14 protein-coding genes are annotated in these 15,978 nt (G+C 68.1%); 11 read left to right on the forward strand and 3 right to left on the reverse strand.

Translation table 11 applies throughout. The features are described 5' to 3' along the window. The first annotated feature begins 3 nt into the window (after positions 1 to 3). From ACIBG5_RS21740 to ACIBG5_RS21750, 3 genes are read left to right on the forward strand one after another with little or no spacing between them, the layout of a single operon-like run. A complete protein-coding gene (locus ACIBG5_RS21740; protein ID WP_396393288.1) occupies positions 4 to 879 on the forward strand; it encodes an ABC transporter permease in 876 nt (291 codons plus the stop codon). Further along, complete coding sequence (locus ACIBG5_RS21745) at positions 872 to 1,684, forward strand: ABC transporter ATP-binding protein (protein ID WP_396393289.1); 813 nt, start codon at positions 872 to 874, stop codon at positions 1,682 to 1,684. Before ACIBG5_RS21740 ends, ACIBG5_RS21745 begins: the two co-directional genes overlap by 8 nt. Beyond that, positions 1,681 to 2,568 (forward strand): ABC transporter ATP-binding protein, encoded by an 888-nt coding sequence (locus ACIBG5_RS21750; RefSeq protein WP_396393290.1) that lies wholly within the window; start codon positions 1,681 to 1,683, stop codon positions 2,566 to 2,568. The genes ACIBG5_RS21745 and ACIBG5_RS21750 overlap by 4 nt, the downstream gene beginning before the upstream one ends. Positions 2,569 to 2,670: 102 nt before the next feature. Here ACIBG5_RS21750 and ACIBG5_RS21755 read toward each other — a convergent pair whose 3' ends face one another. After that, on the reverse strand, positions 2,671 to 4,704 hold the full coding sequence (locus ACIBG5_RS21755; RefSeq protein WP_396393291.1) for a phosphocholine-specific phospholipase C: 2,034 nt from the start codon (positions 4,702 to 4,704) through the stop codon (positions 2,671 to 2,673). A 240-nt stretch (positions 4,705 to 4,944) separates the two neighbouring features. On the opposite strand from ACIBG5_RS21755, the gene ACIBG5_RS21760 reads away from it, so the two are divergent. Genes ACIBG5_RS21760 through ACIBG5_RS21780 form a run of 5 tightly spaced genes read left to right on the forward strand, consistent with a single transcriptional unit; the run spans position 4,945 to position 10,901 of the window. Then, a complete protein-coding gene (locus tag ACIBG5_RS21760) occupies positions 4,945 to 7,185 on the forward strand; it encodes a GAF domain-containing protein (protein ID WP_396393292.1) in 2,241 nt (746 codons plus the stop codon). Beyond that, positions 7,182 to 7,565, forward strand: coding sequence for a response regulator (locus tag ACIBG5_RS21765; RefSeq protein WP_360443575.1), 384 nt, complete (start codon positions 7,182 to 7,184; stop codon positions 7,563 to 7,565). Before ACIBG5_RS21760 ends, ACIBG5_RS21765 begins: the two co-directional genes overlap by 4 nt. Beyond that, on the forward strand, positions 7,562 to 8,680 hold the full coding sequence (locus ACIBG5_RS21770) for an adenylate/guanylate cyclase domain-containing protein (RefSeq protein ID WP_393382252.1): 1,119 nt from the start codon (positions 7,562 to 7,564) through the stop codon (positions 8,678 to 8,680). The genes ACIBG5_RS21765 and ACIBG5_RS21770 overlap by 4 nt, the downstream gene beginning before the upstream one ends. Beyond that, on the forward strand, positions 8,677 to 10,269 hold the full coding sequence (locus ACIBG5_RS21775; protein ID WP_396393293.1) for a peptide ligase PGM1-related protein: 1,593 nt from the start codon (positions 8,677 to 8,679) through the stop codon (positions 10,267 to 10,269). Before ACIBG5_RS21770 ends, ACIBG5_RS21775 begins: the two co-directional genes overlap by 4 nt. Before the next feature lie 8 nt (positions 10,270 to 10,277). Continuing rightward, on the forward strand, positions 10,278 to 10,901 hold the full coding sequence (locus ACIBG5_RS21780) for a histone deacetylase (RefSeq protein ID WP_396393294.1): 624 nt from the start codon (positions 10,278 to 10,280) through the stop codon (positions 10,899 to 10,901). On the opposite strand, the gene ACIBG5_RS21785 is transcribed toward ACIBG5_RS21780, so the two are convergent. Further along, positions 10,891 to 13,005, reverse strand: coding sequence for a M6 family metalloprotease domain-containing protein (locus tag ACIBG5_RS21785; protein WP_396393295.1), 2,115 nt, complete (start codon positions 13,003 to 13,005; stop codon positions 10,891 to 10,893). The two genes, ACIBG5_RS21780 and ACIBG5_RS21785, sit on opposite strands and share 11 nt — an antisense overlap. Positions 13,006 to 13,150: 145 nt before the next feature. Here ACIBG5_RS21785 and ACIBG5_RS21790 point away from each other — a divergent pair, with 145 nt between their 5' ends. Together ACIBG5_RS21790 and ACIBG5_RS21795 are read left to right on the forward strand one after the other, a co-directional pair. Further along, positions 13,151 to 14,509, forward strand: coding sequence for an NAD-dependent succinate-semialdehyde dehydrogenase (locus ACIBG5_RS21790; RefSeq protein WP_396393296.1), 1,359 nt, complete (start codon positions 13,151 to 13,153; stop codon positions 14,507 to 14,509). Positions 14,510 to 14,531: 22 nt separating this feature from the next. Continuing rightward, the gene (locus ACIBG5_RS21795) at positions 14,532 to 14,672 is read left to right on the forward strand and encodes a hypothetical protein (RefSeq protein WP_396393297.1); all 141 of its coding nucleotides are present in this window, start codon (positions 14,532 to 14,534) and stop codon (positions 14,670 to 14,672) included. A 10-nt stretch (positions 14,673 to 14,682) separates the two neighbouring features. Here the strand turns inward: ACIBG5_RS21795 and ACIBG5_RS21800 are convergent, their stop codons facing one another. Then, a complete protein-coding gene (locus ACIBG5_RS21800; protein WP_396393298.1) occupies positions 14,683 to 15,315 on the reverse strand; it encodes an excalibur calcium-binding domain-containing protein in 633 nt (210 codons plus the stop codon). Between the two features lie 149 nt (positions 15,316 to 15,464). Here ACIBG5_RS21800 and ACIBG5_RS21805 point away from each other — a divergent pair, with 149 nt between their 5' ends. After that, entirely contained in the window at positions 15,465 to 15,977 is a 513-nt protein-coding gene (locus tag ACIBG5_RS21805; protein ID WP_396393299.1) for a PaaI family thioesterase, read from the forward strand. The last annotated feature ends 1 nt before the right edge of the window (position 15,978 follow it).

Genomic DNA, 15,978 nt, shown 5'->3' on the forward strand with positions numbered 1-15,978 from the left:
ACGATGAGACTCCTGACAGCGGTACTGCGGACGATCCGGAACAGCCGGCGACTGGCCATCGGACTGGTGGTCCTCGTGCTGCTGGTGCTGCTGGCACTGTGCAGCCCGTTGATCGCGAAGGCCGTCGGTGGTGGCCAGGATCCGATCGAGCTGGCGGCGTACGAGAAGTGGCTGGTGCCGTCGTCACAGCACCTGCTCGGCACCGACCAGTTCGGCCGGGACGTGTTCGCGATGGTGGTGAAGGCGCTCTCGGTGTCGCTGCAGATCGGCGCGATCGCGGGCGTGATCTCGACCGTCGTCGGCGTGATCGTGGCGTTCGTGGCCGGGTACAAGGGCGGGTGGATCGACGGGGTGCTGTCGACGTTCACCGGGATTCTGCTGGTGATCCCGACGTTCCCACTGCTCATCGCGTTGTCGGCGTACGCCAAGAACGTCAGCCTGTTCCAGGTCGGCGTGATGATCTCGATCTTCTCCTGGCCGTTCGCGGCCAAGACGATCCGGTCGCAGGTGCTCAGTTTGCGATCGCGCCCGTACGTCGACCTCGCCAGAGTGAGCAAGTCCAGAGACGTGGAGATCATCGTCACCGAGCTGCTGCCCAACCTGCTGCCGTTCATCGGCGTCGGATTCGCGTCGTCCGCCCTCGGTGCGATCTTCGGTCTGGTCGGTCTGGAGATCATCGGGCTCGGGCCCGGTGGGGTGATCGACCTCGGGCAGATCATCTTCAACGCGATCGGCACCGGTGCTCTGACGCTGGGCGCCTGGCCGATGTTCGTCGTACCGATCGTGTTGCTGACCTTGCTGTTCGCGGCGCTGAACATGGTCAACATCGGACTGGAAGAGGTTTACAACCCGCGGCTGAGAGGAGTGGCCGGTGAGTGACTCCGTGCTCGAAGTGAAGGGTCTCGACGTCACGTACTCGACCAACCGCGGTGACGTGAAGGCCGTGCGCGGGCTGGATCTGGACGTACGGCGGGGCGAGATCCTCGGGATCGCGGGGGAGTCGGGCAGTGGCAAGAGCACCCTCGCGGTGGCGCTGCTCCGGCTGCTCAAGCCGCCCGGCAAGGTGACCGGGGGCTCGGTGAAGTTCTATCCGGGCGGCCGTTCACCGATCGACCTGCTGAAGGTGAACGGCGAGGAGCTTCGGGTACTGCGCTGGAGCGCGCTGTCCTATCTCCCGCAGGGATCGATGAGTTCGCTCAACCCGGTGATGCGGGTCCGGGACCAGTTCAAGGACGTGATCCTCGAGCACGCGCCCGGCCGCAGGGGCGAGGTCGACACGATGATCCCGCGGCTGCTCGGAGAGGTCGGGCTGGAGCCGCGGGTCGCGGGGATGTACCCGCACGAGCTGTCCGGCGGGATGAAACAGCGCGTACTGATGGCGATCGCGGTCGCGCTGGAACCGGACCTGATGATCGCGGACGAGCCGACCACCGCGCTGGACGTGACGATCCAGCGGGTCATCCTGCAGTCGCTGGGCGACCTGCGCCGCGACTTCGGCGTGACGCTGATGGTGATCTCCCACGACATGGGAGTGCACGCGCAGCTGGCCGATCGGGTCGCGGTGATGTACGAGGGCCGGCTGGTCGAGGTCGGCGACGTACGCCAGGTGTTCAAGGACCCGCGGGATCCCTACACCCGGCAGCTGATCGAGTCGATCCCACGGCTAGGACGGAGGGCCTCGTGAAGTCCGAGCTCGAACTTCGTGGCGTACAGCAACGATTCCATGCGCGTGGCGTGGAAGGTGGTTACATCACCGCTGTCGAGGACGTGAGCTTCACGCTCGCGGCCGAGCCGCCACAGGTCGTCAGCCTGGTCGGCCAGAGCGGCAGCGGGAAGAGCACGATCGCCCGCAACGTGCTCGGCTTGCAGAAGCCGACCGAAGGCTCGGTGCTCTACGGCGGCAAGGACATCTTCAAGCTGAGCCGCTCCGAGTACGACGAGTACCGGCGCGACGTCCAGCCGGTGTTCCAGGACCCGTACGCGATCTTCAACCCGTTCTACCGAGTGGATCGCGTGCTGTGGAAGGCGGTGAAGAAGTTCGGGCTCACCAGCAGCCGATCCAAGGGACTGGAGCTGATCGAGGAGTCGTTGCGGGCGGTGCGGCTGGAGCCGGAGAACGTTCTCGGCCGGTATCCGCACCAGCTGTCCGGTGGCCAGCGGCAACGGATCATGCTGGCTCGGGTCCACATGCTGCGGCCGTCGTTCATCATCGCCGACGAGCCGGTGTCGATGCTGGATGCCCAGGTCCGCAAGCACTTCCTGGACATCCTCCTCGACTTCCAGCGCGAGCACGGGATGACGACGCTGTTCATCACCCACGACCTGTCCACCGTCTACTACCTCGGCGGCGAGGTCATGGTGATCACCAAGGGCTCGATCGTCGAACGTGGCCCGGTCTCCACCGTGATGCACGAGCCGTCCCACCCGTACACGCAGCTTCTGCTCGACTCCATCCCTCAACCCGACCCCGACAACCGCTGGACCACCCGCATCAACGTCGACGCCGTCGAGGAGCTCGACGACACCACCCCGGCCGGCGCCACCAAGCCGGAAGTGCCCATCCTCTAGGCGGTGCCGCCTCAATGACGTGATAGCCGAAGGGACGGCGGCTCAGGTAGACGGCAGGTGGGTCTACCTGAGCCTCGCCGGGCTGGGCGTGCTTGCTTGAGGTCAGACGGTTTTGATGGCGGGGTCGCTGCGGCCTGGGATGCCGGTTTCTGCGTGGCCGGCGAGGCGGCGGGTGTACGTCGCGTCCGTCGTGGTGGTGACGGTGACGTCGTACCAGTGCTCGGTGGTGTCGATGGTGTGGGTGGTCTTGCCCGGGCGGAGGTCGAGGCGCTGGGGCTTGCCGCCGTACGCACTGGTGATGGTGACGCGGCGGGCGGTGTCGCTGGTCAGCGTGAGGTCGACGTTGCCGGTGCGGGCGTTCTCGCGGGCGGTGATCTCCAGACCGGTGGCAGGCTTGCCCTGGAAGGTGCGCAGGAAGCCGTTCGGTCCGTGCACGGTCAGGTCGTAGACGCCGTTGGAGTAGATCGTGTTCCAGCTGTCCGCGATGCTCTTGCCGGCCTCGGTCGTGTAGGTCCACGGCCCGTCGGTCCGGTTCGCCGACGTGATCAGGAACTGCGCCCCGGCGTGCGCACCGGACCGGAAGCTCAGCGTGTACTTGCCACCGGCAACCGATCCGTCGACGACCGGTGCGTAGAGCAACGGCCGGGTACGGCGGGCGCCGCGCTCCTGACCGGGGACGCGACCGACCAACGGCGGCGTCGGCACGTAGTCCGGGTGCCGCTCGTTGTCCGGCGGCTCGTACCCCGAGGTGTCCGGCAACTGGGCCGGCCGGGAACTCGTCGTACCGAAATCGAAGGCCGACGTCAGGTCACCACAGATGGCCCGGCGCCACGGGGAGATGTTCGGCTCGTGGACGCCGAACCGGCGCTCCATGAACCGGATGATCGAGGTGTGGTCGAACACCTCCGAGCAGGTGAAGCCGCCGGTGCTCCACGGCGACACGACCAGCATCGGCACCCGCTGACCGAGACCGTACGCACCGTGCGAGACCTGCGTGCCGGTGTACAGGTCGGGCGCCGGATCGACGGTCGACAACCCCTGCGCCGCGGACAGCGGCGGGTACGGCGGAACGGTGTGGTCGAAGAAGCCGTCGTTCTCGTCGTACGTGATGAACAGTGCGGTCTTGCTCCACACCTCCGGGTTCGAGGTGAGCGCGTCGAGGACCTGGGAGATGTACCAGGCGCCGTAGTTCGCCGGCCAGTTCGGGTGTTCGGTGAACGCCTCCGGCGCCGCGATCCAGGAGATCTCGGGCAACCGGTCCGCCTTCACATCAGCCGTCAACCGGGCGAACAGGCTCTCGCCGGCCTTCGCGTTCGTGCCCGTGCGCGCCTTGTCGTACAAGGGGTTCCCGGGCTGCGCGTTGCGGTAGTTGTTGAAATACAGCAGCGAGTTGTCGCCGTAGTTGCCGCGGTAGGCGTCGTCGATCCAGCCCCAGCCGCCGGCCGCGTCGAGCCCGTCGCCGATGTCCTGGTAGATCTTCCACGAGACCCCGGCCTGCTCGAGCCGTTCCGGGTACGTCGTCCAGCCGTAGCCGGCCTCGTCGTTCCCGAGGACCGGGCCGCCGCCGGTGCCGTCGTTCCCGGTATACCCGGTCCACATGTAGTACCGGTTCGGGTCGGTCGAACCCATGAACGAGCAGTGGTACGCGTCGCACAGGGTGAACTTGTCGGCGAGCGCGTAGTGGAACGGGATGTCCTCGCGGGTCAGGTAGGCCATCGTGGTCGCGGTCTTGGCCGGGATCCACTGGTCGTACTTGCCGTTGTTCACCGCCTGGTGCGCGTCGGACCAGCTGTGCGCGAGGTCCTGGATGAACTGCAGGCCCAGGTTGTCCGCCTCGGGCCGGAACGGGAGGATCTCCTTCCCGGCGCCGTCGGTCTGGTGCCACACGGGCTTGCCGCTGGGCAGCGTCACCGGCCGCGGATCGCCGAAGCCGCGGACGCCCTTGAGAGTGCCGAAATAGTGGTCGAACGAGCGGTTCTCCTGCATCAGGACGACGATGTGCTCGACGTCCTTGATGTCACCGAACCGGCGGTGCGCGGGGATCGCGGCGGCCTGCTCGATGCTGTTGGCCATCGCGGCGAACGCGGCGGACGCACCGGCGAGCTGCAGGAACCTGCGGCGGTTGATGTCTGGCATGCCTGCTCTCCTTGTGGGCGGAGGGGACGGATGGAGGGTTCAGCACCAGCACGGCATCGCAGGCACCCTAGCTTGAACGATTAACCGACGGAAGATGAACTTTGCTGCTCCGTTCCCGTCGGTTCCAAACCGTCCTGCGCGTTCAAGGGGTGGCCCGATGCGGTCGATGGATTGCCCCTTACGGGCAACGGGCGGAGACTGGACTGGCGCGGCCTGGGGGACTCGGGGCAGGGGGCTGCGATGGGCGGGCGGGCGCTCGCTGGGGGCGCCGGAACACGGGCGGAGCAGGAGCGGCTCCGAGGGCAGCTCGCGGCCCTGACCGACCAGTTCGCCGCCGCCAACGAGGTCCTCTCCGCCGTCGGCCGCTCCGCCGGAGACCCCGACACGGTCCTCACCACCGTGGTCGAGAGTGCGTGCCGGCTGTGCCGATCGCAGGCCGCCCAGCTCTACCTGCTCGAAGGCGGGAACTTCCAGCTGAGCAAGGCGGTCGGGCTGTCGGCCGAGGCGACTCGCTACCTGATCGAGCATCCGACGCCGGTCGACCGGGGCACGTTGATCGGCCGGGTCGGCCTCGATCGCGCGACTCAGCAGATCCCCGACGTTCTCGCGGATCCGGCGTACGGGCGTCAGGACCTCCAGCGGCTGGCCGGGTTCCGGACCACGATGGGAGCGCCGATGCTCGTCGACGACGAGGTGGTCGGCGCGCTGGCAGTCTGGCGTAACGAGGTCAGCCCCTTCGGCCAGGGCGAGCAGGATCTCGTCACCGCGTTCGCCGGGCAGGCGGCGATGGCGGTGAACAGCGTCAAGCTCGTCCAGCAACTGGAAGCGCGGGGCGCGGAGCTGACCCGGAGGCTCGGTGAGCTGGAGGCGTTGCGCGAGGTCGGGGAAGCGGTCAACTCCAGTCTCGACGTGGCGAACGTATTGTCGACAATCGCCAAGCATGCGGTCCGGATCTCCGCGACCGACGGCGGCTCGATCATGGAGTACGACGAGGACGCGCAATGCTTCCTGGTCCGCAGCGTCTACCAGACCGCTCCGAGGGTGATCGAACGGCTGCGCGATACCCGCATCCATCTCGACGAGACTCTCGTCGGTCGCGCCGCCAAGCTCGGCCGGCCGCTGGCGGTACCCGACCTGAGCGCGGTCGAGCGCGACCCGCATCTGGAGGTTCTGTACGACGCCGGCTGGCGCTCGCTGGTCGCCGTACCGATGCTGCGCGAGGGACAGATCGTCGGTTCACTGGTGGTCCGCCGGATGCGGCCGGGTGAGTTCGCCGAGGAGACGCTGACGTTGCTGGAGATGTTCGCGGATCAGTCGACGCTCGCCCTGCTGAACGCGCAGCTCTACCGCGAGCTGAAGCGGCGCAGCGCGGAGCTCGAGGTCGCGAGCCGGCACAAGTCGGAGTTCCTCGCCAGCATGTCCCACGAGCTCCGTACGCCGCTGAACGCCGTCCTCGGGTTCTCCGAAGTCCTGCTGGAGCGCATGTTCGGCGACCTGAACGAACGCCAGGAGGAGTACCTGCGCGACATCCACGGCTCGGGCAAGCACCTGCTCGAACTGCTGAACGAGATCCTCGACCTGTCCAAGGTCGAGGCCGGCCGGATGGAGCTTGAGTACTCGACCTTCCCGCTGCGCCGCGTGCTCGACAACACCGCGTCGATGCTGCGCGAACGGGCGGCCGCGCACGGCATCGAGCTGCACGTCGAGGTCGGTCCGGGCATCGACCAGGTGTACGCCGACGAGCTCCGGCTGAAGCAGGTCGTGCTGAACCTGGCGACCAACGCGGTGAAGTTCACCGGCGCCGACGGAGCGGTCGTGATCCGGGCGACGCGGTCCGGGGCCGAGGTCCACATCGCCGTCACCGACACCGGCCGCGGCGTACCGCCGGAGGACCGGGAGCGGATCTTCGAGTCGTTCCAGCAGGGCGGCCGCGGCCCGTCGCAGGAGGAGGGCACCGGCCTCGGGCTGACGCTGTCGCGCCGGATCGTCGAACTGCTCGGCGGGCGGATGTGGCTGGACAGCGAGGTCGGGGTCGGCAGCACGTTCGGATTCTCGTTGCGGAGCAGGGAGAGCGACCCGGGCCGGGACACGGCCCGGACCGTCGGCGACGTGGTCGTGATCGAGGACGACCGTCCGTCGCTCGACCTGATCACGGCGTACCTGTCCGGTGCCGCGCTGCGGGTGACGGTGGCCGGCGACGGCCAGTCCGGACTGGACGCTGTACGCCGGGTGCGGCCCGCCGTGGTCCTGCTGGACATCCGGCTGCCGGGGATCGACGGCTGGGCTGTGCTGCAGGCGCTGAAGGCCGAGGCGGAGACCCGCGACATCCCGGTGATCATCGTGTCGATTGTCGACGAACGGACCCGAGGCACGCAGCTCGGTGCCGCCGCCTATCTGGTCAAGCCGGTGAGCCGGGACGCGTTGCTCCAGGCCTTGCGGGCAGTGGGAGCCGTCGCGGGAGACGAGGGGGAGGATCGATGAGTCCAGGACTGATTCTGGTGGTGGAGGACAACCCGAAGAACCTGAAGCTGTTGCGCGACGTGCTGCGGTTCTCTGGCTACGACGTGATCGAGGCGACCTCTGGTGAGGACGGTGTCCGGCTGGCCGAGTCCGAGCAACCGGACCTGATCCTGATGGATCTGCAGCTGCCCGGGATCGACGGTGCCGAGGCCTTGCGCCGGATCCGTGCGAGCGAACACAGTCGCGCCGTACCGGTCGTCGCGGTGACCGCGTTCGCGATGGACCACGATCGCGAGCACGCGTTCGCGTCGGGCTTCACGGGGTACGTCGAGAAGCCGATCAGCGTCCGCCTCCTGCCACAGCAAGTCCGGGACTTCCTCCAGCTCGGAGGTGCACGATGACCAAGGTGCTCGTGGTCGACGACCAACCACCGAACGTACGACTGCTGGAGGCGATCCTCACCCCGCGCGGGTACGACGTCCTCACCGCGTCATCAGGGGAACAGGCGCTGGAGGTGATCGCGGCCGAGGACGTCGACCTCGTACTGCTCGACATCCTGATGCCCGGCATCGACGGCTACGAGGTGTGCCGCCGGATCCGCGACCAGGTGGACACGGCGTACCTGCCGGTCGTGATGGTCACGGCCAGCGGCGACGAGCAGAAGGTGAAGGCGCTCGAGGCCGGCGCCGACGACTTCCTGACCAAGCCGGTCAACCAGAGCGAACTGCTGGCCCGGGTCGCCTCGCTGGCGAGGATCAAGGACTATCAGGACACGATCAAGCGCCAGGCGTCGGAGTTGTCGGCGTGGAACCAGGAACTGGAGTCGCGGGTCGAGAGCCAGGTCTCGCAACTGCAGCGGATGAACCGGCTGCGTCGCTTCCTCAGCCCGCAGTTGGCCGAGCTGATCGTGGACTCCGGCGACGAGTCGTTCCTGGCCAGCCACCGGCGCGAGATCGTCGTGGTCTTCTGCGACCTGCGCGGCTTCACCACGTTCGCCGAGGCGAGCGAGCCGGAGGAGGTGATGGGCGTGCTGGAGGAGTACCACCACGCGCTCGGTGACCTGATCTTCCGGTTCGAGGGAACGCTGGAACGGTTCGCGGGCGACGGCTTGATGGTGTTCTTCAACGACCCGGTGCGCTGCGAGGACGGACCGCTGCGCGCCCTGCGGATGAGCGTCGCGATGCGTACCAGAGTCCGTGGACTGGCCGAGGCGTGGAGCCGTCGCGGGCACGACCTCGGGCTCGGCATCGGGATCGCCCAGGGCTACGCGACGCTCGGCACGATCGGGTTCGACGGGCGGCTGGACTACGCCGCGATCGGCAGCGTGACCAACCTGGCCGCGCGGCTGTGCGCCGACGCCGAGGCATGGCAGATCCTCGCTACCGAACGGGTCTACAGCGCCGCCGGCAACGCGGTCATCGGCGAGGACGCCGGGCTGCGGGAGGTCCGCGGTTTCAGCCGGACCGTGCACGCGTACAGCATTCGCGGTCTCGACAACTCCAAGGTCGCGTCATGACCGGCGACCTGTGGACCGCTCCGGGTGAGGCGGCTCGAGGCCTGTCCACACTGACCGAGGACGAGCGGTACCAGTACTTCGATCAGTTGCAGTCGCGGATGCCCGAGGTGTGGGCGGCGATGCGGCTCAACCACGACGACGAGTCGGTGGTCGTCGTACCGTCGCTGACGCTGGACCGGACCGAGTCGGCCGGGACCGGGACGATGATGCAGGCCTACGAGGAACGGTTCCTGTTCCTGCTGATCCTGTTGCGGGAGCCGCGGCTGCGGATGATCTACGTGACCTCGGTACCGATCGCGCCCGAGATCATCGAGTACTACCTGGCGCTGCTGCCCGGCGTGATCCCGAGTCATGCGCGGGCCCGGCTGTCGCTGATCGCGGTGAACGACGCCACGCCGATCTCGCTCAGCGAGAAGCTGCTGGCTCGGCCGCGGCTGCTCCAGCGGCTCGCCGACCTCATCCCCAATCCGTTGCGTTCGCACCTGATTCCCTACAACACCACCGAGCTCGAGCGTGACGTCGCGATCAGCCTCGGCATTCCGATGTACGCCGCCGATCCACGGCTGGCTCCACTGGGTTCGAAGTCCGGGTGCCGCCGGATGTTCGCCGAGATCGGCGTACCGCATCCGCTCGGGGCGGAGAACCTGCGCACCCTCGATGACATCGCCGACGCACTGCTCGCGATGCGGGCCGAACGGCCCATGATGGACAGCGCGATCGTGAAGCTCAACGAAGGCGTGTCCGGCGAGGGCAACGCGGTTGTGCGGCTGAAGGGTTTGCCCGCGCCTGGGTCAGCGGGGGAGCGCGACGAGGTGCTGGAACGACTGCGGGCGATGGAGCTGGAGTCGCAGAAGATGCCGTTCGAGACGTACGTCGCCAAGTTCGCGGAGAACGGTGGCATTGTCGAGGAGCGGATCGTCGGTACGGAGTTGCAGAGTCCGAGCGTGCAACTGCGAGTCGTGCCCGGCGGTGCCGTCGAGATGTTGTCGACGCACGACCAACTGCTCGGCGGTGCGAGCGGCCAGAGCTACCTGGGGTGCATCTTCCCGGCAGCGCCGGAGTACGCGCGGATCATCTCCGAGCACGCCGCGACGATCGGGCGGCGGCTGGCGAGCGAAGGGGCGCTCGGGCGGTTCGCGATCGACTTCGTCGTGGTCAAGGACGAGCTCGGCGGCTGGACGCCGTACGCAATCGAACTGAACCTGCGCAAGGGCGGGACGACACATCCGTTCCTCACGCTGCAGTACCTCACCGACGGGCGCTACGACCCTCGGACCGCGCTGTTCCTGACGTCGACCGGCCAGGAGAAACATCTGGTCGCGACCGATCACCTGGAGTCGGAACTGCTGAAGGGCCTGATGCCCGCGGATCTGTTCGACATCGTCGCGCGGCACGGGCTGCACTTCGACCAGGCTCGGCAGGTCGGCGTGGTGTTCCACATGATCAGCTGCCTGACCGAGAAGGGCCGGCTCGGGATGACCGCTGTGGGCGACACTCCGGCCGAGGCAGATCGCCGGTACCGTGATGCTTCCCGCATCGTGCTGGCGGAGGCCGAGCAGGCCTTCGTGGAGCGTCCCCTCCCGATCTGAGAGGTTCGATGGAGCGAGTCTGGTACGTCGCCTACGGTTCCAACCTCGCGCTCGACCGCTTCCGCTGCTACCTGGCCGGCGGCCGCCCGGCCGGCGGGATGCGGGTGTATCCGGGCTGCCGGGATCACAGCGATCCCGAGCAGATCGCGGGCGTCGACGTACCCGGGCGGCTTCTCTTTGCCGGGGCCTCCAAGGTCTGGGGCGGCGGGTCCGCCTTCTACGATCCGGCCGGGCCAGGCCGTGTTGCCGGACGTGCGTACCTGCTGACTTCGGGCCAGCTCGGCGACGTCGCCGCGCAGGAGATGCGTCGCGAGCCTGGCGGTCCCTTCGCCCGCGACCTCGCCGGCCTCCTCGCCAACGTCGAGTCCCTCCACACCATGGGTCCGGGCCGCTACGAAACCGTCGCCCGCCTCGGCGAACGCGACGGCCTCCCGATGTTCACCGTCACCCACGGAAACGCTTCCGACCTGGACCCGGTCGCTCCCACAGCGCCGTACCTGCGCTGGATCGCCACCGGCCTGACCGAATCCCACGGCTGGACCACACCGCAGATCGTGGACTACCTGTCGGCCGCGCCGGGCGTCCAGTTGTCGTGGACGCCCGACGCACTGACCGACCTGTTTACCGCTTGATCGCGACGCAGGTGGCGGTGGACTGCCTGGTGGGGTCGCTCTCGGAGGTGGCGGTGAGAGTGATCTTGGCGAGTGGAGCGGTGCCGGCCTCGGCGTAGACCGGGACGTTCACGTGCTGGCCGGCGTTGGCGGTGGCCAGGGCGTTGGGCAGCTGGACGTTCCAGTTCTTGCCGTCGACCTTCGCGGACACGCGGTACACATCGCCCTTGAGGTACGGCGCGACGTCCTCGGGGTGCTGTGCTCCGGTGCCGGCCTGGCCGGTGTTGGTGAGTGAGAAGTTGCAGGTCTGGACGCCGCCCTGGCCCGGCTTGGCGGCCGTGGGCAGGACCCGGACACCACGCTTCTGCGGGCCGGCGCCGTCGAGCGAGCGGATCGCGACCGTGTAGGACAGGACGCCCTTGCTGTCGTGGTGGATGTTGGTGATGTAGAAGTGCAGCCGGTTGGCGGTGTCGGTGTACTCGTACTCGCTGCCGGAGTTCGTACCCGCGTGGAACAGGGCGTCGGACAGCTGACGGTAGTCGCCGATGGTGATCGGTACCTCGGTGCCGTCGGGCAGCACGTAGTCGGTCATCTTGATGTCCTGCGGGTTCGCGTCGACGACCCACTCGAACGGCGCCCGGTCCTGGTTCTTGGTCTTCGCCAGCAGGACCCCGGAGTCGGGCGTGAACGAGTCGGTGCCCATCCGGTCGAGCACCTCGACCGTGTAGTTCTGGTAGCCGCGGCCGTCGCACAACGCGTCGGTGTTCACGTCACAGGGCGGTGCCAGATCGCCGGCGCCGCCGAGCTCGATGTTGACCCCGGACAGACCCTTCGCTCCCGGCTCGACGGACCGTGCGGTGACGTCGGCGATCACGACGCCGGACGAGGCGAGGGCTTCGCGGGACAGCCGGAGCACATTCTGCTCGTCGACCATCTCCAGCTTCAGCTTGTTCCGCAGCATGTGTTGCGCGCCCATCGAGGCGCCACCCGTGGCCGGGATCATCCACCGGCTGTGTGGTCCGCCGGGACCGTTGAAGCTGCCGCGGCTGAGCATCTCCCAGATCCCGGTGTACGCGCGTCTCGGTGGTACGCCGTACGGATTGTTGTAGTTGTCGCCGATCCCCAGGATGTGGCTGAACTCGTGTGCGAAGACCGCCATCCCGGAGCTCTCGGCCTGGGTGGACGAACCGCCGCCGGCGTTCGGCCAGATCGAGGCGCCGGCAGCCCACGAGGTCCAGTCGACGTACCGGGTGTCCGACCAGTTCGGCAGTGCCGGGTCGGGCGGGCCGAAGTCGTCGGTGACGTCCTCCTTGTTCGGGAACTTCATCATCCCGAACTCCTGCCAGGTGGACGATTCGTCCTGCCCGGCGCTGAGGAAGAACACGAAGTCGAACCCGGCTGGTACCTCGGGCCCCTGGTCGGCGACCCACGCGGCGCGGCCGTCGGCGCGGATGTTCTTCGTGCAGTCGTCACCGGCCGGGCAGGCGGAGTCGCCCTGGAACTCCATCGCGTACTCGTGCGACTTGCCCGGCATTCGGTACGGACCGAACGCCGTCAGGTCGACGCCGTACCGGCCGCCGGAGTCCTCCATCCAGTACTCGTGCAGGGTGTGTCCGTGGTTCAGCGCGCTGGGGGTGTTGAGGAAGTTCTTGTAGAACTGCGCGACCTGGTCCCGCGGTACGCCGTTCGCCTCGGCGCTCGGGTTGCCGAACGGCGTGGAGCCCTTCGGCTTGGTGATGACGAAGTCCTGGTTCGGGTAGTCGACCAGCACCAGCGCACCCTTGAACGTCCGCGCCGATCCCGGCACCGCGGGATCGGCCCAGTTCGTCCCGGGCGGCTTGCGGTAGTCGTTCCAGGTCATGTGGTCGGGGTTCTCCCAGTTCTGCGGATCGATCGGCCCGGGCAGGCCGTCCTTCGCCGTGGTGGCGATCCGCTGTTCCGGCCCGGCCGTGCCCGACTCCTGCCACGGTTGCTTCTGTGGCCAGTGCGGGTACTGCCAGGCGTTCGCGGGATCCGGGGGAGCGGTGGCGTCCGGCGCGGCGAGCGCGAGACTCGGCACCGAGACAGCAGCGAGTACGGCGACCAGCCGCACAACGACAAGACGGTATTTCCGTAGCTCAGACACGGGCGGGCATCCGATCAACGAGTGGGCGGGACAGCCATGAGCATGCCTTGGCGACACCCCTGACGACAACAGGTGAGATCACTGTATACAGTATGGAGTGAAGTGGTTAGCCTAGGCGCTTGCGTCGACTGTGGATGGAGGACCCATGTATTCAGTCACCGACCCGGCCACGGGTGTGCTGATCGAGGAAGTCGCGAACTCGACGGACGAACAGGTGCGGGAGTCGATCGGGCGGGTGCACTCCGGCTATCCGGGGTGGCGACGCCGGACCGTCGAGGAGCGGGCCGCGATCGTGGCGCGCGCCGCGGACATGTTCGAACAGCGGACCGACGAGCTGGCCGCGGTCATGACGCAGGAGATGGGCAAGCGGATCAACGAGGGCCGCGGCGAGGTCGGCATCGTGGTCGACATCTTCCGGTACTACGCCGAGAACGGACCGGCGTTGCTGGCCGACGAACCGCTGGACATCAAGGGCGGGCAAGCGGTCATCACCAAGGGGCCGATCGGCGCGCTACTAGGGATCATGCCGTGGAACTTCCCGTGCTACCAGGTGGCCCGGTTCGTCGCGCCGAACCTGGTGCTCGGCAACACCATCCTGCTCAAGCACGCGTCGATCTGCCCGCGCTCGGGTCGCACGATCGAGGAGATCCTGCGGGCGGCCGGCGTACCGGACGACGTGTACGTGAACACGTTCGCGTCCAGCCGGCAGATCCCGGCGATCCTGGCCGACCCGCGGATCGTGGGCGTCTCGCTGACCGGCAGCGAGCAGGCCGGTGTGTCGGTCGCCGCCGAAGCCGGTAAGAACCTGAAGAAGACCGTGCTCGAGCTCGGCGGGTCCGACCCGCTGATCGTGCTCGACACCGCCGACATGGACGAAACCGTCAACGCGACCGCCACAGCCCGGATGCGGAACTGCGGTCAGTCCTGCAACGCGCCGAAGCGGATGATCGTGCTCGCCGACATCTACGACGAGTACGTCGACCGCCTGACCAAGCGCGTCGCCGAGTACTACGTCCCCGGCGACCCCGCCGACCCGGAGACGAAGCTGCCGCCGCTCGCCTCCGACGCGGCCGCGGACGAGGTCGCGGGCCAGGTGGCGAAGGCGGTCGAGCAGGGTGCGACCCTGCGCACCGGCGGCCGGCGGATCACCCCGGGCGCGTTCCTCGAGGCGACTGTGCTGACCGACGTCACGCCGGAGATGGACGCGTACTACGAGGAGATCTTCGGGCCGGTGGTGATCGTGTTCAAGGCCGGGACCGAGGCTGAGGCGATCGCCCTCGCGAACGACACGCCCTTCGGTCTCGGCGCATCGGTCTGGGGCACCGACAACGAGCGCTCCCGGCGCGTCGCCGAGCAGATCGAGGCCGGCATGGTCTACCTGAACCGGGCCGGCGGTTCCCAGGCCGACCTCCCGTTCGGAGGCATCAAGCGCTCCGGCATGGGCCGCGAACTCGGTCCGGCCGGCATCGAGGAGTTCATGAACAAGAAGTCCATCCGCTTGTAGCCGCCAGGCCATCCAGTTGTCGGTGGCAGGAAGGAGACACGGCACCGCGGCGGCCGGCAGAACGCACTTCGACTCCGGCTTCTACGTGCCGTCCACGGAGTACGTGACCCCGACCAGCGCCAACGTGCAGGCAGCCTTCCTGCCGGTGGTCGTCCGGCCGTGATCCGGACGCGTCAGGAGTTGCCGCGCTCGCACGCGATGCCGTCGCCGTTGCGGTCCAGGTCGCGCGAGTAACCGGGATCGCCGCGATGGAGCGGCGCCTTGCCGGCGGCGCGGACCTCGGCGCAGTCCCGGTACTGGACCGCGCTCACGACCGATGTCGACGGGGTCGACGAGACGGTCGGCGTCGCTGACGGCCCGGGGGCCGTTGGCTCGACGACCAGCGTTCCTTGCGGCGTGGGCGACGGTTCCGGTGCCGGTGTGGACGTCGGCGTGCGGTCGATCTGCCGGGTCGGCTTCTCGGTACGACGCAGCGTCGGCGACTCGGTGGGTGCGACCGATGTGGACCGGATCGCCGTTGGTTCCGGAGCCGTCGAGGTGACCGTGTCGCCGCTGCTGAAGGGCTTGTAGAAGAGCAGCGCGCCGATGAGGGCGAGCGGGACGACGACGACCGCCGCCAGCTTGACGGTGTTCGGACCGCCGTACCGTCCGAACGGGCCGCGGACCGGGCGCCCGCGCTCGTCGACCCAGAAGGACCATCCCGCCGGGGCCGGCGGCCACGACTCGTTCGGCCGCCAGCGTCTCGGCGGCCGCCACCGCGCCGTCGGCGGATCGGGCCAGTCAGGCGGTGTGTTGAACTTCCTCACGCAAACCTCCCCCAGTACGCCCAGCAGCCTAGCGAGCGCGGCGCCAGAGGCAAGGGCCGGGGTCGGAACCCCTTGTCTTCATACGCTTGAACGGTAGTGAGTGCTAGGTCTCGTTGACGGACCCAGCCGGGGCGTGTGAAGCTCGATCCATGACGGAGACTCAGGAGCAGACGCGCAGCCGGACCTTCTCGTGGACCGACCCGGCTCTGACCGCTGCGCGGATCGGGACCACGTCCGGGCTCGAGATGCTGCACGCGATGGGCAACGGCGAGATCCCGGCGCCGCCGATCCTGCAACTGGTCGGCGCCACCGGGATGGAGGCAGAGGAAGGCCGGGTCACGGTGCTGATGCCGGCGCAGGAATTCCACTACAACCCGCTCGGCACCGTGCATGGCGGGATCATCGCGACCCTGCTCGACACGGCCGCCGGCTGCACTGTCCACTCGACCTTGCCGGCCGGGTTCGGCTACACCTCGCTGGACCTGATGACGCGTTTCATCAAGCCGGTGACGATCAAGTCCGGTCTGCTCCGCTGCGAAGGCGGCATCATCAGCCGCGGCCGCCGTACCGCGGTCGCGGAGTCACGGCTGTTCGACGAGGCCGGCGCGCTGCTGGCTCACGCCACCTCCACCTGCTTGATCTTCGAGCTGCCGACCGCCTGAC

The sequence above is a fragment of the Kribbella sp. NPDC050241 genome, from assembly GCF_044459685.1.
GTDB lineage: Bacteria > Actinomycetota > Actinomycetes > Propionibacteriales > Kribbellaceae > Kribbella.